Origin of the sequence: Salinimicrobium flavum (genome assembly GCF_042684505.1) — a bacterium.
Lineage (GTDB): Bacteria > Bacteroidota > Bacteroidia > Flavobacteriales > Flavobacteriaceae > Salinimicrobium > Salinimicrobium flavum.
Genome location: NZ_JBHULT010000006.1, coordinates 932,841 through 952,331, shown reverse-complemented (window position 1 = coordinate 952,331; position 19,491 = coordinate 932,841). Strand labels below are relative to the sequence as shown.

Below are 19,491 nucleotides of genomic sequence, written 5' to 3'. Positions count from 1 at the left end.
TTAATGGCTGTTAAAACCTCTGAAAGGGGTTCTTCAGCCTTTACTTTTTGGCCCCGGCATTTTAGGGAACATCGTGGTTTCAACGGCAAGATTGAATTCCCTGTACAACTCCAGAAGGTTCATGGTAGAAGTGACCAGATCTTTGGTTTCCAGGAGTAATCCGAAGTAAAGTTCAGAATTCTTAGGACTGGTTTCTGAAGTACGAATCCTGCGAATTTGTTTCTCCACCAGTTCTGATACCTCATCAAGCAACTGCTGTTTTTCGGCCAGCACCTGGTCTATCCTGTCAAAAGCCTGGGTATTGAAGATCTCTTCAATATCATCAAACAGCACCTGGGTTTTACTGTCTACACTCTTAAGGTCCCGTATCTGGTTGAATTTTAAATTTTTGTGATTGTTGTTGACGTGGTTATAACTGTTCCGGGTGATAAAGCCAATGGATTGGACCATGTCCTGTAGATAATCCAGGATCAAAATATAGAACCGGCTGGATTCCAGGGTGTTTTCCTGCATAGATTTAATGAAGTAGAACACATTACCTTTGAGTTCATCGATCTCTTTCTCCAGCTTTTTAATGGCTTTTTTGTTTTTCTTTAGTTTGCTTTTGTCGTAAAGCCCCAGGTTATCAATGGTCTTAGAGTACATCTTATTGACCCCTTTAATAACATCAGATATATTCTCTGAGGTATCGATGATCATTTCATTGATAGTGCTGATATCCTTTTTCTGAAAGGGTTGTTTTTTCTTCTTTTCCTTCTCCTTCCGGGTATGGAGCACTACATTTCTGGTGATCATAAAAATGGCCAAACCTATTAATATGGCAGTAGCTACTATTCCACCAAAATTAATGACTGCAGCAAAGATCGCGGCCGCCGAAAAAGCTACCAGGGCCGTCACAAACCACCCTCCCACGACATTTACAACCCCCGCAACCCGGTAAACCGCACTTTCCCGGTCCCAGGCCCGGTCTGCCAGCGAGGTACCCATAGCGACCATAAAGGTGACGTACGTGGTCGACAATGGCAGTTTAAGACTGGTACCTATAGATATCAGGATACTGGCAACCACCAGGTTCACAGAAGCTCTTACAAGGTCAAATGCCGGAGTGTCTTCTTTTTTGGCTCTGGAAAATGATTTAGGATGTTTGAATTTTTCTTCTATTTTTTTCCTTATCACGGTAGGAGTAACAGTTCCCACAACTTCTCCAAAGAAAACAGAGTATCTCACTATAGCCCGGGAGAGGAAATTTGCCGAAAAACGCTCGGTAGTATCCCCCTGTCTCGAAAGGTTGACCCCGGTTTCAACCACAGATCTAGCTTTACTGGAAAACCAGAGTGTAACAACCATTACTCCCCCGGCAAGTACCAAAAGTAAAGGTGGGGTAGAAACCTCCCCTGCAAGTCCGGTCATAAGGAATTCTCCGGGCATAGCTCCCGAAGCCTGATAAGCCGTTTGCCACAGTTCAAAGGACTGCCAGGCTGCAATAGGGACCCCTATAAAGTTCACCAGGTCATTTCCCGCGAAGGCAAGAGCCAGGGAAAAGGTTCCTACCAATACGATAGCCTTAAGAATATTGAACTTTAATACGCTCATGAGAACCTGGGAAATAATGGTAAACAGAACCAGCCCCCCTAAAAGAATATAAACAGTATTTAAATTGACAAATTCAAGAAACTCATCTGAAACAAAACTCACCGTCTTTAAACCCTTTAAAAGAATGAAATACAAAATTGCGGTCAAAGAAAACCCCCCAAAGATGGCACCTGCATATTTGATCTTTTTTTCATATTGGAATGAAAAAATAAGCCGTGATATATATTGTACAATTGCTCCTAACAGAAATGCGATCACCACCGCCAGAAGAATACCAACAATTATTTCTGTCGCCTTCTCGGTGTTTATATAGGTTAGAATGTCTGCAAAATTTCCAGAGTCCCTGTAGATCTTTATAGCCGCCATAAAAACAGCTGCACCGAGTAATTCAAAAACTATAGAAACCGTGGTAGAAGTTGGAAGTCCAAGGGAGTTAAAAAAATCGAGCAGCAGCACATCAGTGATCATCACGGCCATGAATATGATCATGATCTCCTCAAAATAGAACTGGCCAGGCATAAAGATCCCTTTTCGGGCCACCTCCATGATCCCACTGGAGAAGATAGCACCTACTGCTACACCCAGGCTGGCCACAATAAGAATGTTCCTCAGCGAAAATGCCCTCGACCCAATGGCAGAATTCAGAAAGTTAATTGCGTCATTACTTACTCCTACCACCAGGTCTGTGATTGCCAGTGCAAACAGTGCGACCAACATGACAATATAAATATCTTCCATAGGGGCCTAAAGGATTTTGTATTGCCAAAATACACAACTTTTTATGAAGAGCATAATCCTTGACGTTCCCGAAGGACAGTGTAACCAAGGTTTAACAAATAATTACATAAAATAGGGGGTCCTTTTTGTAAATTGATAATGAACCAGTTAAAAATTTATTAACCACAAAAATTATTCTATTATGGCAGTAATGAAGGTCATTGAAATAATGGCAAACTCCACTGAAAGTTGGGAAGATGCCGTTAAAAACGCAGTAAAAACAGCAGCAAAATCAGTAAAAAATATTCGTTCGGTCTATGTTAAAGATCAAACGGCGAATGTTTCCGGAGACAGTATCACCGATTATAGAGTTATCGTGAAGATAACTTTTGAGGTGGGCGCCTGATCTTTCCGAATTGTTTAATTAGTTAGTAAAGCTCCTTCGCGGGAGCTTTTTTTTTATAAACCTTCCGGAAACAGCCAGTTTTCAAAGATTTTAACAATCACAAGCCTTCCTTTATCCCACGATTAGATAATTTTGCGGAAAATGTTTTTTATGGATGAGCTGAGCGAAATACAAAATTATACAGAAGAATATGCAAGACAATTTATAGATTACCTTCCTAACCTGGTGGGAGCAATCGTATTGCTCGCATTGGGCTGGTGGGCCATTAAAATATTCATTGGGTATTTAAGAAAAGTACTGAACAAAAAAGGACATGACCCTGCCCTAAAAGATTTTTTTCTAACTCTGGCTAACTGGGGGTTGATCATTCTATTGCTGGTCACAGTGATTGGGCAACTGGGAATTAAAACCACATCATTCGTAGCCCTCCTTGGTGCGGCCGGCCTGGCAATTGGTCTGGCCCTGCAGGGATCTTTGGCTAATTTCGCCGGGGGAGTGTTGATAATACTCCTGAAGCCTTTCAAAATTGGGGATTGGATCGAGGTTCAGGGGATCTCCGGGAGCGTTAAGGAGATCTCTATGTTCTATACAAAGTTGAATACATTTGGAAATCAACTGGCAATAATTCCCAACGGGGAGCTTTCCAATGACAATATCGTCAACTATTCAGGAGAAGGAATTAGAAGGGATGCAATAACTATTGGGATCTCTTATGACAGCAACATCAAACAAGCAAAAGATACCCTGGTGGGACTTCTGGAAGAACAGGAGGGGATCCTTAAAGATCCTGCACCAGCCGTAGTAGTTACTGAACTGGCAGATAGTGCAGTAAACCTTTCAGTAAGGTTCTGGGCCAAAAATGAGGATTTCTGGGATATCCATTTCCATATTATTGAGGAGGCAAAAATGAGACTGGAAGCTGCCGGAATATCTATTCCTTTCCCACAGCGGGATGTACATTTTTTCAACCATAGCAAGGAAACAGGGGAAGAGGTGAATGGTTAATTGGTTAATTTGGGAATCGGGAATCGTTGATTTTGAAATTAACTCCCTACTCTAAACAGTTACCTGCGCAAAATCTTCATCACTTAAGTTTCACACAAAGAGCACAAACAAAAAAAAAGCACAAAGAGATATGGTAAATTTTTCCGGCTCTCTTCAGGGTTGGGGTAAAATGGAAGATAAAATTAAATTAAATTGCGAATCGGTATTTCGGGGTTCGGAATTTGGAATTTTGGATTTCGAAATTCGTTAATTGAAGAGCGGGAACCGTTTTATCCTGCCATAAAATCCTTCAGGTAGTAGGGTTCAAAATAAGCTACATCTTCAAAGTTATTGCTACGGAATTTATCTTCGACCAGGGATATCATTTCGGCTGCTGAAGGCAGTTTTTCTTGAATAAATGTGGCATTGGGATGTTCACAGATCGCGCTGAATTTTTCCACTCCGTTGCCAATAAAAGTAACCTTTGCTTTATCCAGGTATTCCTTAAAAGAGGCAGGAGCAAGTATTTCTGCACGGGTTGGAAAGACCGGTTCGTATTTCCCGTTAAAACCGGCAGTATAGACTTCCATTCTTCGGGCATCCAGCAGAGGTATCACGAATTCTCCCGCTGCCGTCTCAACCTGCCGTGCAAGCGAAGTAAGTGTTGGAACAGAGATCAATGGGATATCCAGGGAAAAACAAAGTCCTTTGGCAGCGGAAACCCCTATCCTGAGACCGGTATAGGAACCAGGTCCTTTACTAACGGCAATGGCATCAAGATCACCCGGAACAAGTTCGTGCTCTTTCAAGATGGCATCTATGAACAGGTGCAGTCTTTCAGCATGAGAATAGTCATTGCTGTAATCTTCTTTCAAAGCCAGTAATTTTCCCTCTTTCCCCAAGGCTACCGAACAATTGGTGGTAGCCGTTTCAATACACAAGATCACTCCCAAAACTTCTTTCTGTTTTTATTTTTCCTCTTCCTTTTTGATTACTTCAACCTTATCGCCAGATTTGAGGCTTTTGGTCACGGTATTGTATGGCCCGGTGATCACTTCTTCCCCTTCTTCCAGACCAGAAACGATCTCGATGTTGGAATCATCCTGAATCCCGGTAGTAACCACGCGCAATTTAGCTTCTTCTCCTTCTTTGACAAAAACAGTTTCAAATAATTTATCTGTAGCCACCGGTTTTTCGGCTATCTTCTTTCCGGGAACCGGAGTGGCGGTATCGTTCTTCACTACTATGGAACTTATTGGAACCGCCAGGACGTCATCTTTACGGTTAGTAATGATCTCTACCGTAGCGGTCATTCCGGGTCTGAAAGGTGAATAATTTTCAGGCTTCCCCTCCAAAAGATGCTGATATGACTTTTCCAGTATTCTGACTTTCACTTTAAAGTTTGTCACCTGGTCTGCTGTAAGGGCCGAGTTGGCTGAATTGGAGATCTCTGTCACCAGGCCTTTAAATTCCTGTTTCAAATAAGCATCCACTTCTACAATAGTAGAATCGCCTATAGAGATCTTTACAATGTCGTTTTCGTTAACGTCAACTTCCACTTCCATATTAGCGAGGTTGGCCACCCTGAGGATCTCTGTACCTGCCATTTGCTGTGTTCCCACTACCCTCTCCCCCAATTCGGCTTCAAGGGAGGAAATGGTGCCAGACATTGGTGCATAGATAGTAGTACGTCCAAGGTTCTCCTGTGCCTCATTCACAGTTGCCGCAGCACTGCGCACGTTATAATAGGCAGATTGCTGCCCGGCTTGTGCAACTTCATAGGCAGAAACGATCCTGTCCCATTCGGCTTTAGAGATGATCCCTTTTTCAAAAAGGGTCTGGTTACGTTCGTAGTTCGCTTTTGCTTCTCTAAGATTCGCTTCGGCCTGAGCCAACCCTGCACGAATATTCTGCAGGCCGGCACGGGACCTCTCAAGATTCGACTGGTATATCTCGGGATTTACCCTCACCAGGAGATCTCCTTTTTCCACCTGCTGTCCTTCAACAACCGGCAGTTCAATGATCTCTCCCGAAACTTCCGAAGAAAGCTTCACCTCAATTTCAGGCTGAATTTTTCCGGTTGCGGAAACCGTTTCAATGATATCCATATTTTCAACCCGGGTGATCTCGATCTGTTTGTAATTACCTGATTTACCAAACCATCCGGCTTTTTTACCAATAATAAGTACAAGTATAACAACGACTACAACTCCAATGATTGTGAAAAGTGTCTTTTTTTTCATGTTCTAAAATTTCAAATCGGCTATAGGTACTCCAAAATAAAGTTCCAGCACCTTCAGTTTAAAAATGTAATCATATTTTGTTCTTACCACTTCACTTTGAGCACTGCTCAGGTTAAATTTAGCCTGTGAGAAATCAAAGGCATTGGTAAGGCCAACATTATATCTTTCGGTGGCGTAGTCATAAGCCAGTTCCTGCGCCTCAAGAGCTACAAGAGAAGCTTCATAGGCTTTTAAAGCTCCATTGGCATCAACATAGGCCTGGTAGACATTGGCTTCAAGATCAAGTTTCGCCTGCTCCAGCATGTAACCTGAGCGCAACACGTCTACTTCACTTCTCTTTATGGAATTGCGGGTGGCAAACCCATTGAATATGGGTACATTCAACTGCAACCCATAGGAAATACCGTCGTTAAGCTGAAGTTGCTCAAAGAAAGGGAGCGGACTTCCAATTTCGGTTACCATATTAGGGGCTACCACGATCTCTTCGGTTGCCTCGACAAAACCAATCTGCCGGTAAGGCTCATCAGGGTCCAGACCACCCGAAACTATCCTTCCGGCACCACTCTCACGGGTATTATAGTTGAAAAAAGCACCCAGCGTTGGCCAGTGAGCACCTTTAGCGATCTCTATATTTTTTTCGGCCATTTCCTGATTAACCTCAGCAACCTTTACCTCGTAACGATTTTCCTCGGCATTGGAGATCACTTCAGAAACCGGGATCTCCATTATTTCATGTCCAAAAACGTCGTAATCCCTTTCCACGATATCAAAATTCTCATAATCCTTGATGAGCAGCATCTGGGCAAGTGAAATAAGAGATATCTGTACTGCGTTTTCGGCTACAATTATTCGCTGCTCTTCATTAGCAGCGGTTGCTCTGATTTCTAACAAATCACCCTGAGGAAGAGAACCTGCGTCCACCAGTTCCTGTGCCCTTTCCAGTTGTTCCAGGGTTATCTCATTTTGTGCCCTTATCACCTTAAGGTTTTCTTTGTTAAAGAGTACCTGCAGGTACGCATTGGCTACAAAAAGTGCCACATCATCCTTCATTTGCTCAAGGGAGTATTGACTGGCAAGTTTGGACATCCTGGCATATTGCAATTCATTATAATTCCGTAGACCGTCAAACAATGTAAGGCTAGCGGTTACCCCTGCCGAAAAATTCCGGGTGGTTTGGGTTTGCAGTATCCCTGTGGTAACATTTTGGGTTAAACCCGTGTTCCAGGAATTTGATCCGGAAGCGTTCACCCGCGGAAGCAGATTACCCCAGGCATCTGAAACCTGGATATCTGATAGTTCTACGTCAAGTTCAGATTGCTTTACCGAAATGTTATTTTCAAGTGCATAGAGAATACACTCTTCAAGGGTCCATTCTTTAGTTTGCCCGTAGGTTACAATTCCGGAGAAAAGAAAAAAGGCAGACAATAAAATTTTTTTCATAATTATGGTTCTGAAGATAGGTCTTACTTATTTTGAAGATGTTACACTTTTAATTAATTAGCTGTAAATGCTCCTGCAGGTTTTAGCTGGTTCCACACTTTAATTTTATCATCTGCAGAGATACCGTTCTTCACTTCCACATGGATCCCGTCACTTATCCCTAACTCAATGTCTTTTCGTTCAAACTCCTGATCTCCCGTCTGGATCTCCACGAATGGCTGCTGGGTCTTGGGGTCAAACTGCACCAGGGCTTCCTTAATCGCCAGCACCTCATCTGCACGGGCAAGAATGATAGAGGCATTGGCACTAAGTCCTGCTCTTATAAAAGTAGTATCTTGTTTATTAAGGGTTCCTTTGATATTGAACTGTATGGCCCCGTTCTCTTCCACTCCTTTAGGAGCGATATAATCCAGTACCGCATCAAAGGTCTTGTTCTCGATCGCACCCACGGTAACTTCAAGAGGAAGGTCTTCTTTGATCTTACCCACTTCACTTTCGTCAACCTTTCCTTCAAAGATCATTTCATTGACATCTGCCAGCACCGCAAGGGTGGTACCATCGTTAAAATTGTTGCTTTCAATGACCTGGTTTCCTTCTTTCACCGGAACATCAAGCACCATTCCCTCTACGGTAGACCTGATTAAAGTATTGGCCGCACTGCCAAGGCCACTGGTAGTACCGGTTCGTACGATCTCGTAATTCTGTTGCGCAGAGCGGTAATTCTGTTCGGCACGTTTATAAGCTACCTCAACACTTTCATATTCATTGGCAGAGATCACTCCTTTATCAAAAAGGGATTTTTGCCTCTCATACATTTTCTTTTCATTATCCAGCGTGATCCTGGCTGTTGCTACAGCATCTTTTGCGCTTTGCAGGGAGGAAACATTGGGGATCACCCGTATTTTTGCAATAAGGTCTCCTTCTTTGATCCTGTCACCTGCTTCTATATAGATCTCATCAATGATACCCGAGATATTAGGTTTGATAAGTACTTCTTCCCTGGGTACGATATTCCCGGTAGCCACTGTTTGCTTAACGATAGTCTGGACCGAAGCCTGTTCTGTCGTATAAATGGTAGGATCTTCCTGATTCTTTTGATACAGGTAATACAGCGCCCCTGCAAAGGATAAGGCGATAACAACTAGGATCACAATGGTTACAATTCTTTTCATTCTATTGATTTATTAAACTTTTTTATTCTATTCGGTTCTTAATGCGTCTACGGGTTTCACCTTTATGGCATTCTGTGCCGGGATCAAACCCGCAAGTAATCCTGAAATGACCAGAATGGCCAGGGCAGTAAGGATCACTCCAAGATCTACACTGGGGTTGGAAAACATCATTTCGGAAGTGTCCATCCCTCGCATGGCAAAGTTGACAATATAAAGCACCAGCGTCGCAAGGACAATGCCTGCCATTCCTGAAATAATGGTTAAAAAGATCGATTCCATCAGGATCTGCCCCCTTATATTCCATGGGCTGGCTCCCAGCGCACGTCTCACTCCAATTTCGTTCGTCCTTTCTTTTACCACGATCAACATGATATTACTAATACCAATTATCCCTGAAAGCAAGACAAGGATCCCCACAAAATAAGCAACTCCTTTTAGGGCAACGAAGAGGCCGTTGATCTTGCTGAATTCCTCGTAAAGATCAAAATGTCCAACAGCCCGTTCATCTTCAGGATGTATGGAATGTCTCGATTTAATGATCTCAAAAACAAGGGGTTTTAATTCTGTTATAGAAGCATTGTCCTGCGCGGTAATGGCCATCCAACCTACATCATTCCCCCGGTTAAAAGCCTGGGAAAAAGCCGTAAAAGGAACATAGATCTGCTTCTGGGCTTCTTCCTGGTTCCCGTTATTCCCCTTCTTCTTATAGGTCCCTATGACCATAAAATTCACTCCGTTTATCTTGAGATAGGTCCCTATCACTTCTTCACCGGTTTTGTACATCCCGCTACGAACCCCTTCACCTATTACGGCAACTTTTCTTTTTTCGTTGATGTCGGAATAATTGACAAACCTACCTGAGGTAATATCCATTGGCTCCTGCTGAATGATCTCGGGATAATCTCCATACACGTTGTAAGCACCTGTATTCAATCCTCTCACTACATTGTTGGTACCACCGAAGCCACCAAGCTGGTTGCGCGGGGAGACAAACCGAAGATTGGGTACCTCATCTTTTATGGCAGCCACATCGTCAGTTTTGAAATTATAGCGCCTGCCTTTCGGAAGTCCTTTATAAGGTTTGGAAGCTGTTTGGGTCCACATGAACATGGTATTGGTCGCGATGCCTCCAAACCCCTGTTTCACTCCATTCTCCAGGCCTTTTCCCGCAGCAAGCAGTATTACAAGAATAAAGATCCCCCAGAGAACTCCAAAAGCTGTCAGGATAGTCCTGAACCAGTTTGAACTCAGCGCCTCAATTATTTCGTCCCAATTATCTCTGCTGAACATGATTATTCGTCTCTTAGTGCTTCAATAGGTTTGATCCTGGCCGCTCTCCAGGCAGGGAAGAATCCCGCCAGGGTACCTGCTATTACCAGTATGAAAACGGTACTCACCGCCACTGTAAAATTGACCGAAGGATTTGAAATATAATTTGTTTCTATCATTGGCCCCACCAGTTCCAGGAGTGCAAGGCTGGAGATAAGGCCAATAAATCCCGCAATGGCGGTAACAAAGACCGATTCGTGCAGCACCATCATAACAATAGACCAGGGTTCTGCCCCCAGGGCTTTCCTTACCCCAATTTCCCTGGTTCTTTCCTTTACAATGATCAGCATGATATTACTTACCCCTACAATACCTGCAATGATGGTACATATCCCCACACCCCAGAAAAAGAATTTTATCATATCCATGAGATCGAAGAACCTTTTTGCATTTTCAAGGGAGTTATTAATGTTTATGGCGCGATCATCTTCGGGGGCAATGGTATGCTGCTCTTTAAGGAACTGTTGCAGTTCTGCAGAAAAACGATTGGAGGCCGCGAGTGCTGCTTCAAAATTATCCTCTTTCTGAAGTGTGAAAGCCATATTATTGACATTGTCCCCTCCCGCAAACACTCTCTGTCCTGTGGAAAGCGGAACAAATACCCTTGACTCTTCCCTTTCTCCCCCCGGATCTGTGTATACGCCGACCACCTTAAAATTGATGCCTGAGATCTGCAGGTATTTGCCAATGGCATCCTGATCCTTAAAAAGATCGGTCTTTACCTTATTCCCAATAGCAACTACTTTTTCATAATTTACATGATCTGTATGATTGATGAACCTCCCGGCTACCATTGAGCTGTTTTCCAGGAATTGATAATCGGGCAGCACTCCTTCAACACGATAGGAACCCGATTCCTTGTTGTAGTTGACGATCCCGTTCCAAATTCGAAATACCGAAGATTTATACTCAAGATCATCGGCATGTTTAAGGGTGGTAAGCTCAAAGTCCCGGTTTTTCATCTGGACCATTCTACCGGGATTGAGACCTTTGTATTCAACAGAGGTCCTTCCGGTCCAAACATAGAGAATATTCGAGGCATCTCCTTCAAATTCGCTGGAGATCCCATTGCGCATACCCTCCCCTATTCCCAGGAGGATAACAAGAATAAAGATCCCTGAAGCCACAGAAAGTCCTGTTAGAAAAGTACGAAGCTTGTTCTTTCGTATGGTATCGAAGATCTCTTCCCAACGTTCAAGATCAAACATTATGAAGTGCTTTAACCTGGTTTACCTTTGTATCATCTATGATCACCCCATCCTTCAGGTTAACTATCCTTTTGGTCATCTGGGCTATGTCATGTTCATGCGTCACGATCAAAATGGTCCTTCCTTCTTCATTGATTGACTGAATAAGGTCCATTACCTCGTACGAAGTTTTACTATCAAGAGCCCCGGTTGGCTCATCTGCAAGCAATACCTTGGGATCACTGGCAAGGGCCCGCGCAATGGCTACCCGTTGTTTTTGCCCTCCCGAAAGTTCGTTGGGCAGGTGGGAAGCCCATGGAGCAAGCCCTACCTTCTCAAGGTAGCTCATTGCCCTCTCAATTCTCTCTTTTCTCTTGATTCCCTGGTAGTATAATGGCAGTGCCACATTATCAAGGGCAGTCTTATAAGAGATAAGATTAAAGGACTGGAATACGAAACCCAGGAATTTATTTCGGTAGCGGGCGGCGATCTTTTCATTCAGGTTCTTGATTGGAACCCCATCCAGGTAATAAGAACCTTCATCAGCCTCGTCCAGCATTCCGAGGATATTCAGCAGAGTAGATTTACCCGACCCGGAAGATCCCATAATGGAAACGAGTTCACCTTCGGCCACAGAAAAATTGATCCCTTTAAGGACATGCAGCGAAGTACTTCCGGTTTTGTAGGATTTGTGTAAGTCTTTTATCTCGATCATAAATTGGAAAATCTAACAGGGTACCACTCTTCACCTCATTAGACTCTCCAAAATCTGATTTGTTACAAAAAACCTTATTGTGGAGAAAAAAAATTTCTGCCTGGGGTCAATTTCCGAAGGCGTCTTTGTCTAATTTATCCTTACGCCTGGACCGCCAGATAAAGTAAGCTACTCCAGCCATAAGAAGGTATGGAAAGACCATAAGATACATGATCCCGTCATTGATCCCCCGTGCCGCAGACTGGTCTGATTCACTTTCGAGGACAGCGCGACACATAGCACATTGTGCTTCAATATCAAATGAGATGAAAAATATAAGGACGAATAGGAAAGAGACCCTGAGCTTCATTTTTTAATAATAAGGAGACATGAACAAATATACCAATACACCGGTAATTGCTACATATAACCATACCGGAAAGGTGTAGCGGGCAATTTTTCGATGCTTAATCACTTCCCCTGTAAGGCCACGGTACATAGTGAATAATACCAGCGGAACAATGATCGCGGAAAGCAGGATATGGGTGATCAGAATAAAAAAGTAAAGTGGACGCATAAAACCTTCGCCGCCGTAGGGAACTGGATCATTGCTTATCTTGGAGATCACATAGCTCACCAGGAACACTGCAGAAAGTACGAAGGCAGTGATCATAAGGTTGCGATGCCACTTTAATTCCCCTAACCTCATGGCGTAGTAGCCGGCAATGAGCAGCATTGCTGTACAGAAGTTGAGAATTGCGTGAAAGAAGGGGAAAGTTCCCATTTCCACCCCAATGAAATTATACCTTTCGGGAAGGTACATTAGTAGGAGCACCAACACGGGCACCAATACAGATATACCCGTAATGGCAGGGATCATGAACCTGTCAGTACTATTTCTCATCCTCCTTCAAAAGTTGTTTAACGTCTTCAATTAAAATGTCGATCTGAGGTTCTTCCTCTCCTTCCATTACAGATTTATTCCTCTCAACAGAACCTCTATAATAAATGATTGGGTTGCCGAAATCATCTTTTCTCGACCTGAAATAACCTTCTTTATCCACCAGGGCAAAATATCCTGAATGGGCGAAACCTCCTTCAGCATCGGGATCTTCACCTGCATAGATGTTAAATCCGGTGTTGGCGAGGGCATAGATCTCATCCCGGTCTCCGGTCAACAGGTGCCAGTTAGGGTGTGTTATCCCGTTACCGGCAGCATATTCCTTTAGTACAGAAGGAGTATCATAAGTGGGGTCTATACTGAAAGAGGCGATCCCGAATTCATCGTTTTCCCCAATCTCCTGCTGTACCTCTACCAGGTTCTTCTTCATTACCGGGCAAATGGTAGGACAGGTAGAAAAAAAGAACTCCACTATATAGACCTTTCCTTTGTAATCTTCATTGGTAATTATATTTCCGTCCTGATCTGTGAATTCAAAGGGGGGTACTTTTTTCTTTTCCCCATCTTCCATTCTGTAGACCAACTCTTCAGAAAGGGCTTTTCTTTCCTCTCTTCCGTCAGAACGATTTGAAGTGACAACTTCCTTTTCCTGAACCCGGTCAATGATCTCAGGGATCACTATGATCCCAAAAATGAGGATCACCAGGGATATACCTATGTAGGAGTAATTCTTCATATTATTTTTTACGGTTCTTGTTATATTTTTTAAGTGCCAGGCGGTATTCTGCGAGGATCACCTTTACATCATCTTTCATTTCATTGTTAAGAACGGCAATAGACCCTGTATCGTATCCAAAAAGAGCTTCCTCGTCTTCATCGCCTTCCCGTCCTCTCAGCCTTGCCTCTTTGTCGATAATAAAGACATTGGGCGTGGCCAGCTTATCATTTAATTCAAGGTTAGTTTCCAGACTATTAAAAAGCTCCTGTACCCTCTCTTCCTTCCCCGTTACGAATTTCCATTTTTCCAGGTTTATTACTCCGGAAAGATCCTTCTTCAATGCTTCGATCTCTTCTTCGTTACCTTCAGGAACCACAAATACAAAATAGAGGTCTTTGAACTCATAATAAGGTTTGTATATCTTCTCTGCCAGGTGATAGGCATTGGTCTCGTATTCCAGCGGATCCTTACCGGGAAATCCAAGGATGGTAATATTATCTTCAAAAGACATAATACTGTCTCCATAGGAATTGAATTCTTCAAGAGAAGATAGCTGGCTGTTAAGTACAGGAAGTTTCGCGAAATTGTTCACTCCCGAAGCAAAGAAAAGATAAGCGACAAGAGGTAAAGCGAACAGGACAATAATGACAAAGAATTTTTTCATTTCCCCAAATAAGATGGTGCACAAAAATAAAAAAAGGCGGTTTTAAAACCGCCTTTCCTATATGTTTTAACTTTTAAAAGTCCCAGGCGACATGCCCCCTGTTCATTACCTCATAAACATAATCCCCTTCTGTCAACAGTATAAAAACGAGATAGACAATGAGGAAACCTGCAGTCCAGACGACTGACCTTCTAAGACCTTTCGTCTCTCCTTCCATGTGCATGAAGGCCCAGGTAATATAGTATGCTTTATAAATAGTGAGGATAAGAAATATCCAGTTGATAAGTTTAAGACTAATAAAATATGTGTGAACCAGGAAATCGGGTTTCATGATCCCCAAAATAACTTCTACTAAAGTCACCACAGAAAGGATTATAAATACACTCCAGATCCTTTTGGTGTTCGATGTATGTAAATGTGTAGTATCGTGTGCCATGTTTAAAAATTCTGTGTGTTATACCAAATAGAAGAATGTAAATACAAATACCCATACGAGATCTACAAAGTGCCAGTAAAGACCCACTTTTTCGACCATCTCATAACTTCCCCTTCTTTCGTAGGTTCCTAATAAAACGTTGAAAAAGATGATAAGGTTTATCAGAACTCCCGTCAACACGTGAAATCCATGGAATCCCGTGATAAAGAAAAAGAAATCTCCAAAAAGAGGATGGCCATATTCGTTCTTGTGAAGATTAGCTCCCTGGATAACTCCTACTGCTTCGGTCTGTATCTTGGCCATAGATTGCTGTCTGGTCAAAACAACTTTTTCTCCGGTAGGGGTAAGTTCCTGTGTACGTATCAACAGATCTGGGTTGGCCGCGAAGCCCTGCGTGATATCGCTTACTTCATATGCCGGAAGGCTTGGTTCATCAACGAACCAGAGTCCGTTTGATCTTTCGTGAAGCACACGTTCTCTTGGGGCAGCTGTTACAAAATCTGCAATAGCTACTCTTTCCCCTTCGCTGTTTACCACCTGAAGGATATTCCCTCCTTTGGTTTCAATTGCACCGTAAGTACCCTGAATGAAATTCTTCCACTCCCAGGCTTGCGAACCAAGGAAGATCAAACCACCAATAATGGTAAGAAGCATGTAAAAGGTCACTTTTGCCTTCTTCATTTGATGCCCTGCATCTACTGCCAAAACCATGGTCACAGAAGAGAAGATAAGAATGAACGTCATAAGCGCCACATAGTACATGGGAGCATCTACTCCATGTAAAAAGGGAAAGTGATTGAACACTTCATCTGCAATTGGCCAGCTGTTTGAATATTTATATCTAGCAAAACCGTATGACGCCAAAAAACCAGAAAAAGTAAGAGCATCAGATAAAATGAAGAACCACATCATCAATTTACCGTAGCTTACTCTTAAAGGTTCGTTCCCGCCGCCCCAGGTTTTTCCTTCAGTACCTGTTCTAGTAACAGTAGCTTCCATAGAGAATTTCTAATTTAAGTATTCCGCAAAAATACAGTTTTTTCTTATCTAAAGAAATATAAAAAGAAAAACAGGTATATCCAGAGGGCGTCCACGAAGTGCCAATAGGTAGCACCCAGTTCTAATCCAAGAGTTTGCCCTGCATGGTAGCGCTGTTTAAAATGGTTATAAATTAAAACCAAAAGCACGATCACACCCCCCGCCAAATGGGCTAAATGGGCTAACACCACAATGTAGATAAATGAAGTGGTCACATTACTTTCGCTTCCAGTAAAGTAATAACCCGCAGCAATAAACTCATTGAAACTGGCGAACTGCAGATATATAAACACAGCCGCAAGCCCCAGCGTTCCCCATAAAAATGCCGTAGCGGCAGGGCGCTTATCTTGTTTTACAGCTTTTTCAGCAAGATGGATGGTCACACTGCTTAAGAAAATGATCACGGTACTCCAGTAAAAGGCAGACGGAAGTTCCAGGGTAGTAAGCCAGTCTGGCCTGTTCTTACTTACCACATAGGCACTGGTAAGCCCGGCAAACATCATGGCCATACTTATGATCCCAAACCACAACATCATTTTTTTGGCCCGGCCGGCTTTGTGCTGGTGAGTTCCTTGTGTTAAATCCATACTCTAATCAATTTATCCAATACATATATTATTTGCAGCAAAGTGATATAGGAAACACTCGCAAACATCAGTTTTTTAGCAGACTTCTCATCCCGATTACGATATAAGCCTATTGCATAGTATAGCATTCCCAATCCCAGCAGCAGTACCAAAATGGCTGAAAAAGGAGTGATATAAAGTTTTCCCGTCATTCCAAAGACAGGGATAAGGGAAACAAGAACAGTCCACAGAGTATACAGTACGATTTGCACCGCGGTACCTTTGTCCCTTTTTCCGGTAGGCAACATAAAGAAGCCTCCTTTTTCATAGTCCTTATAAAGCCACCATCCCAAAGCCCAAAAGTGAGGGAACTGCCAGAAGAACTGGATCATGAAGAGGGTTCCAGGTTCAATTCCAAATTCACCGGTTGCAGCAACCCAGCCAAGCATGAAAGGAATGGCTCCCGGGAAAGCTCCTGCAAAAACTGAAAGTGGGGTTTTCGTCTTGAGTGGGGTATAGACACTCACGTAAAGAAAGATACTTATGGCCCCAAACATGGCTGTTCTGGGGTTAATAAGGTATAGGATAATAAGGCCGAGGATGGTAAGGGAACTGGCTATAATAAAAGCTGTGTTCACAGACATCCTCCCTGAAGGAACAGGCCTGTTCCTGGTGCGGTCCATAAGGGCATCCAGGTCTTTTTCTATGATCTGGTTGTAAGCGTTGGAAGCACCCACCAGGCAATATCCTCCTATTCCAAGCATGATCACGGTCAAAAAATCTACGGAATCTGCACCCAGAAAATAACCTGCAATTGAAGAAAAGACAACACTCACTGCGAGTCTCATCTTGGTGATCTCCTTTAGGTCTGAAATTAGGGAAACAGTTGAAGTATGTACGCGGGTGTTCTCCAAAAGGTGTTTTTAAACTGGCGCAAAGATACTCCTAAATTGCTTTTTGACAAGGAGATGCAATTGTAAATTTTTAATGCTCCGCAAAATTTCAGCCTTGAAGATCAACACCTTGAAACTTAATAATCATAATACCAGTTAAAGATGTCGGTTCTAAGCCCAATATTGATCCAGTGAGTCGTATTATCAAAAGTCGAAGGAGTGTTCGCCTGCGGATCAAAATTCCGAAAAATGTAACTTCCGAAGAATTTTAAGTTAGTAGCAGGATTGATAAGGTATCCAACTTCAGTTTCGGCGAAAAAAGAGGTGGTCTTGTTCCCCTGACCTATTTCAACTCCTGTTTCGTAAGGCCGGTCTACTTCACTGCGGTATATATCCCCTCCATAATTAGCATTGTCATTGAAAGTGTTGTAATCAAAGCCCCGAATTCCATACACCGCCTTAAAATTTCCATAGTAGCGACCAGATTTGTAACGGGCTATTCCGGTAACCTCCCTGAAATTTGCACCCCATTGATGCGCCATCGACTGGTTGTTGTGCCCGTAATTAAGGGTAATAGTGTTATGCGAGTAGGTATAAGGCCGCACCTGGTTATACTCCAGCTGCAGGAACAGGTCAGGCACCTTGAAGGCATTGAAATATTTTGTTCCCAGCTGGAATCCATGTTTGTTCTTCCAGCTTCCTTTTCCGCCAAAAACGTCGCCGGAAGAGAATTCGTCAATTAACCATTGCCCGTAAGTAAGAACATTGTCGCTCCATTTATATTTTCCGGTAAGACCTATGATCGCATTACCGGCCTGGTGCCCTGTGGAATATTCAATGGCCCTGTAGAATATGATCGGGTTAAGGTAGTTGAGATCAAAACCACGGTTATTGTCATTTTCCCACATCACAGATTCGAAGAACCCGAGATTCAGCCTTTTGGTCACATTATAGCTCAAATAGTGATTCGCCATATATTTGGTACGGAAGGATCCCTCCCCCGTCACTTCGGGGCGTATATCGCGCAAAGACATCCAGGTATTGGTGTATTTGATCTTCCAGAAAGTGGTATTCAATTGGAAGTAAGGGTAAGGAGATGCATTATCACTTAGCAACAGGGACCGGTAACCGTCGCCTATGAAGTTCTTGCCGTGTCCAAACTGCAGGTTAAAGAATTTGCCGGGGCTGTAGGATAAATACCCCTCTGCCACAGGATAATCATAAGCCTGCCCCATAAAAGATTTTGCCACCCCTCTGCCGGGCACTACTGCTGCACCCTCTGCGCCGGGGCGCATAGATTCCGCGTAACGGTTGTAGTAATCTGCAAACCGCCCCTGGCTCTCATAGACTACCGAGTAAAAATTGAATTTTTTCCCCAGGCCACCCTGGAATATGGCAGCACGGGTATTGTTATAAGTTACATCAAGTTCACTGTCAATATCTTTCCCCACCTGCATATCAACCGCAGGATCTATAATGAACCAGTATCCATCACCCTGAAAGGTGATCAAATGCTCATTCCATAATTTTCTGCCCCACCAGGAAGAAACAGGTTTTCCAAGTAATGCATTCTCTGCTTCAAAATCGTAATACGGCTGCACTTCACTATAAAGAAAAGGCTTTGAAGCCGAATGAAAATTGGTGCCCACCCGGTTCACCTCAGCATCAAATCTGCTGTAAAGTTCGTGGGAAAGCGGAATATTTATTTCGCTGCCTGCCAGCCTGTCCTTGTATTCAGCACTTTTTATAAGATCATACTCATCGGCCACCTTCGGCTGGTCTTCCCTGCCGGTCCTGACCACATCAAGTTCTTCCTGTTCCTTTATTTCTTCGGAAACAGAAGAAAGCACAAAAGGGATCTGCACAGGCATCCTGAACTGCATACTTATTGGCCTGCTGTTATAAGACGCGGGTTTTATCTGCGGAAGGGTATTAAAAACCCTGTACACCTCATCCTTTAATTCAGGATAAGGAGCATCTACATATATGGTTTTGAAGCTTCCGTCCCGGGTAACTTCAAAAAGCACCACCAGCTCTCCCCTGAAATTATCTTCAGAAACCACTGAAGGAATTACAAACTCTTCCAGAACTTTATTCCGTAGCACCTGCGTAAAACAGGACTTTTCATCTTCAAAATCCACTTGCTGACATTCGGGAAAGACCGGAAATCTTTCATGATCTCCAACAAACACCTGTGAATAAGAAATAATGGGAAATAAGAGAAACAGCAGCGGGTAAAACTTGGTCATATCCTGAAGATTCCTGTTTGGGATTAACTGTGGGAAAGATACATTTTTTTGAAGAAGTGGGAATAAACGGGCGCATTTTCCTTTAAGAGCAGGCAGAAAAACCAGGAACAGGCGAAAAAAAGGTCCTGCATCATTAAACGCAGGACCTTAATTAAGATTGTAAAAGTTTATTCCTGAACCCTGAAGATAATTGGAAGGGAATAAAGAACCCCCACCGGCTTACCTCCCTGTTTCCCGGGTCGCATTTCGGATATATATAAC

At 43.1% G+C, this 19,491-nt stretch carries 19 protein-coding genes; 2 read left to right on the top strand and 17 right to left on the bottom strand.

Features of this window, described 5'->3' with window-relative positions; genetic code table 11:
• Window positions 1-33: 33 nt before the first annotated feature.
• Window positions 34-2,331: an inorganic phosphate transporter gene (locus tag ACFSTG_RS07770; protein WP_380750600.1), complete on the bottom strand. Its 2,298-nt coding sequence runs from the start codon at window positions 2,329-2,331 to the stop codon at window positions 34-36.
• A gap of 181 nt (window positions 2,332-2,512) precedes the next feature.
• Here ACFSTG_RS07770 and ACFSTG_RS07765 point away from each other — a divergent pair, with 181 nt between their 5' ends.
• Window positions 2,513-2,716, top strand: a complete 204-nt coding sequence (locus ACFSTG_RS07765) for a dodecin family protein (protein WP_380750597.1) — start codon at window positions 2,513-2,515, stop codon at window positions 2,714-2,716.
• A 150-nt stretch (window positions 2,717-2,866) separates the two neighbouring features.
• Window positions 2,867-3,721, top strand: a complete 855-nt coding sequence (locus tag ACFSTG_RS07760; protein WP_380750595.1) for a mechanosensitive ion channel family protein — start codon at window positions 2,867-2,869, stop codon at window positions 3,719-3,721.
• 269 nt (window positions 3,722-3,990) lie between these two features.
• On the opposite strand, the gene tsaB is transcribed toward ACFSTG_RS07760, so the two are convergent.
• The 16 genes from tsaB to ACFSTG_RS07680 form a co-directional block, all read right to left on the bottom strand.
• Window positions 3,991-4,653 carry a tRNA (adenosine(37)-N6)-threonylcarbamoyltransferase complex dimerization subunit type 1 TsaB gene (gene tsaB, locus ACFSTG_RS07755; RefSeq protein WP_380750593.1) on the bottom strand — a complete coding sequence of 221 codons (663 nt, stop codon included), beginning with the start codon at window positions 4,651-4,653 and terminating at the stop codon, window positions 3,991-3,993.
• Between the two features lie 15 nt (window positions 4,654-4,668).
• Window positions 4,669-5,943, bottom strand: coding sequence for an efflux RND transporter periplasmic adaptor subunit (locus ACFSTG_RS07750; RefSeq protein ID WP_380750590.1), 1,275 nt, complete (start codon window positions 5,941-5,943; stop codon window positions 4,669-4,671).
• A 3-nt stretch (window positions 5,944-5,946) separates the two neighbouring features.
• A complete protein-coding gene (locus ACFSTG_RS07745; protein WP_380750587.1) occupies window positions 5,947-7,383 on the bottom strand; it encodes a TolC family protein in 1,437 nt (478 codons plus the stop codon).
• 53 nt (window positions 7,384-7,436) lie between these two features.
• Entirely contained in the window at window positions 7,437-8,555 is a 1,119-nt protein-coding gene (locus ACFSTG_RS07740) for an efflux RND transporter periplasmic adaptor subunit (protein WP_380750584.1), read from the bottom strand.
• Between the two features lie 27 nt (window positions 8,556-8,582).
• The gene (locus ACFSTG_RS07735) at window positions 8,583-9,845 is read right to left on the bottom strand and encodes an ABC transporter permease (RefSeq protein WP_380750582.1); all 1,263 of its coding nucleotides are present in this window, start codon (window positions 9,843-9,845) and stop codon (window positions 8,583-8,585) included.
• Between the two features lie 2 nt (window positions 9,846-9,847).
• The gene (locus tag ACFSTG_RS07730) at window positions 9,848-11,092 is read right to left on the bottom strand and encodes an ABC transporter permease (RefSeq protein ID WP_380750579.1); all 1,245 of its coding nucleotides are present in this window, start codon (window positions 11,090-11,092) and stop codon (window positions 9,848-9,850) included.
• Complete coding sequence (locus ACFSTG_RS07725; protein ID WP_380750576.1) at window positions 11,085-11,786, bottom strand: ABC transporter ATP-binding protein; 702 nt, start codon at window positions 11,784-11,786, stop codon at window positions 11,085-11,087. The genes ACFSTG_RS07730 and ACFSTG_RS07725 overlap by 8 nt, the downstream gene beginning before the upstream one ends.
• Window positions 11,787-11,892: 106 nt before the next feature.
• Window positions 11,893-12,135, bottom strand: a complete 243-nt coding sequence (ndhC, locus tag ACFSTG_RS07720; protein ID WP_380750573.1) for an NADH-quinone oxidoreductase subunit A — start codon at window positions 12,133-12,135, stop codon at window positions 11,893-11,895.
• Between the two features lie 3 nt (window positions 12,136-12,138).
• Complete coding sequence (locus ACFSTG_RS07715; RefSeq protein WP_380750570.1) at window positions 12,139-12,669, bottom strand: DUF420 domain-containing protein; 531 nt, start codon at window positions 12,667-12,669, stop codon at window positions 12,139-12,141.
• Window positions 12,659-13,402: an SCO family protein gene (locus tag ACFSTG_RS07710; RefSeq protein ID WP_380750567.1), complete on the bottom strand. Its 744-nt coding sequence runs from the start codon at window positions 13,400-13,402 to the stop codon at window positions 12,659-12,661. The genes ACFSTG_RS07715 and ACFSTG_RS07710 overlap by 11 nt, the downstream gene beginning before the upstream one ends.
• A gap of 1 nt (window position 13,403) precedes the next feature.
• Complete coding sequence (locus tag ACFSTG_RS07705) at window positions 13,404-14,048, bottom strand: hypothetical protein (protein WP_380750564.1); 645 nt, start codon at window positions 14,046-14,048, stop codon at window positions 13,404-13,406.
• A gap of 73 nt (window positions 14,049-14,121) precedes the next feature.
• Window positions 14,122-14,484 carry a cytochrome C oxidase subunit IV family protein gene (locus ACFSTG_RS07700; RefSeq protein WP_380750561.1) on the bottom strand — a complete coding sequence of 121 codons (363 nt, stop codon included), beginning with the start codon at window positions 14,482-14,484 and terminating at the stop codon, window positions 14,122-14,124.
• An 18-nt stretch (window positions 14,485-14,502) separates the two neighbouring features.
• Window positions 14,503-15,483, bottom strand: a complete 981-nt coding sequence (locus ACFSTG_RS07695; RefSeq protein WP_380750558.1) for a cytochrome c oxidase subunit 3 — start codon at window positions 15,481-15,483, stop codon at window positions 14,503-14,505.
• 44 nt (window positions 15,484-15,527) lie between these two features.
• Window positions 15,528-16,109: a cytochrome c oxidase subunit 3 gene (locus ACFSTG_RS07690; RefSeq protein WP_380750555.1), complete on the bottom strand. Its 582-nt coding sequence runs from the start codon at window positions 16,107-16,109 to the stop codon at window positions 15,528-15,530.
• Window positions 16,100-17,002 (bottom strand): heme o synthase, encoded by a 903-nt coding sequence (gene cyoE, locus ACFSTG_RS07685; protein ID WP_380750553.1) that lies wholly within the window; start codon window positions 17,000-17,002, stop codon window positions 16,100-16,102. Before cyoE ends, ACFSTG_RS07690 begins: the two co-directional genes overlap by 10 nt.
• A gap of 116 nt (window positions 17,003-17,118) precedes the next feature.
• Window positions 17,119-19,230, bottom strand: coding sequence for a gliding motility protein RemB (locus tag ACFSTG_RS07680; RefSeq protein ID WP_380750550.1), 2,112 nt, complete (start codon window positions 19,228-19,230; stop codon window positions 17,119-17,121).
• Window positions 19,231-19,491: the final 261 nt, after the last annotated feature.

Bases quoted from the DNA above. Each gene is read 5' to 3' on its own strand.
- ACFSTG_RS07715 (WP_380750570.1), bottom strand. From the start codon at position 12,669: ATGAGAAATAGTACTGACAGGTTCATGATCCCTGCCATTACGGGTATA.
- ndhC (WP_380750573.1), bottom strand. From the start codon at position 12,135: ATGAAGCTCAGGGTCTCTTTCCTATTCGTCCTTATATTTTTCATCTCA.
- ACFSTG_RS07710 (WP_380750567.1), bottom strand. From the start codon at position 13,402: ATGAAGAATTACTCCTACATAGGTATATCCCTGGTGATCCTCATTTTT.
- ACFSTG_RS07695 (WP_380750558.1), bottom strand. From the start codon at position 15,483: ATGGAAGCTACTGTTACTAGAACAGGTACTGAAGGAAAAACCTGGGGC.
- ACFSTG_RS07750 (WP_380750590.1), bottom strand. From the start codon at position 5,943: ATGAAAAAAAAGACACTTTTCACAATCATTGGAGTTGTAGTCGTTGTT.
- ACFSTG_RS07770 (WP_380750600.1), bottom strand. From the start codon at position 2,331: ATGGAAGATATTTATATTGTCATGTTGGTCGCACTGTTTGCACTGGCA.
- ACFSTG_RS07700 (WP_380750561.1), bottom strand. From the start codon at position 14,484: ATGGCACACGATACTACACATTTACATACATCGAACACCAAAAGGATC.
- ACFSTG_RS07730 (WP_380750579.1), bottom strand. From the start codon at position 11,092: ATGTTTGATCTTGAACGTTGGGAAGAGATCTTCGATACCATACGAAAG.
- ACFSTG_RS07760 (WP_380750595.1), top strand. From the start codon at position 2,867: ATGGATGAGCTGAGCGAAATACAAAATTATACAGAAGAATATGCAAGA.
- ACFSTG_RS07745 (WP_380750587.1), bottom strand. From the start codon at position 7,383: ATGAAAAAAATTTTATTGTCTGCCTTTTTTCTTTTCTCCGGAATTGTA.
- ACFSTG_RS07680 (WP_380750550.1), bottom strand. From the start codon at position 19,230: ATGACCAAGTTTTACCCGCTGCTGTTTCTCTTATTTCCCATTATTTCT.
- ACFSTG_RS07740 (WP_380750584.1), bottom strand. From the start codon at position 8,555: ATGAAAAGAATTGTAACCATTGTGATCCTAGTTGTTATCGCCTTATCC.
- ACFSTG_RS07690 (WP_380750555.1), bottom strand. From the start codon at position 16,109: ATGGATTTAACACAAGGAACTCACCAGCACAAAGCCGGCCGGGCCAAA.
- ACFSTG_RS07735 (WP_380750582.1), bottom strand. From the start codon at position 9,845: ATGTTCAGCAGAGATAATTGGGACGAAATAATTGAGGCGCTGAGTTCA.
- ACFSTG_RS07705 (WP_380750564.1), bottom strand. From the start codon at position 14,048: ATGAAAAAATTCTTTGTCATTATTGTCCTGTTCGCTTTACCTCTTGTC.
- ACFSTG_RS07725 (WP_380750576.1), bottom strand. From the start codon at position 11,786: ATGATCGAGATAAAAGACTTACACAAATCCTACAAAACCGGAAGTACT.
- ACFSTG_RS07765 (WP_380750597.1), top strand. From the start codon at position 2,513: ATGGCAGTAATGAAGGTCATTGAAATAATGGCAAACTCCACTGAAAGT.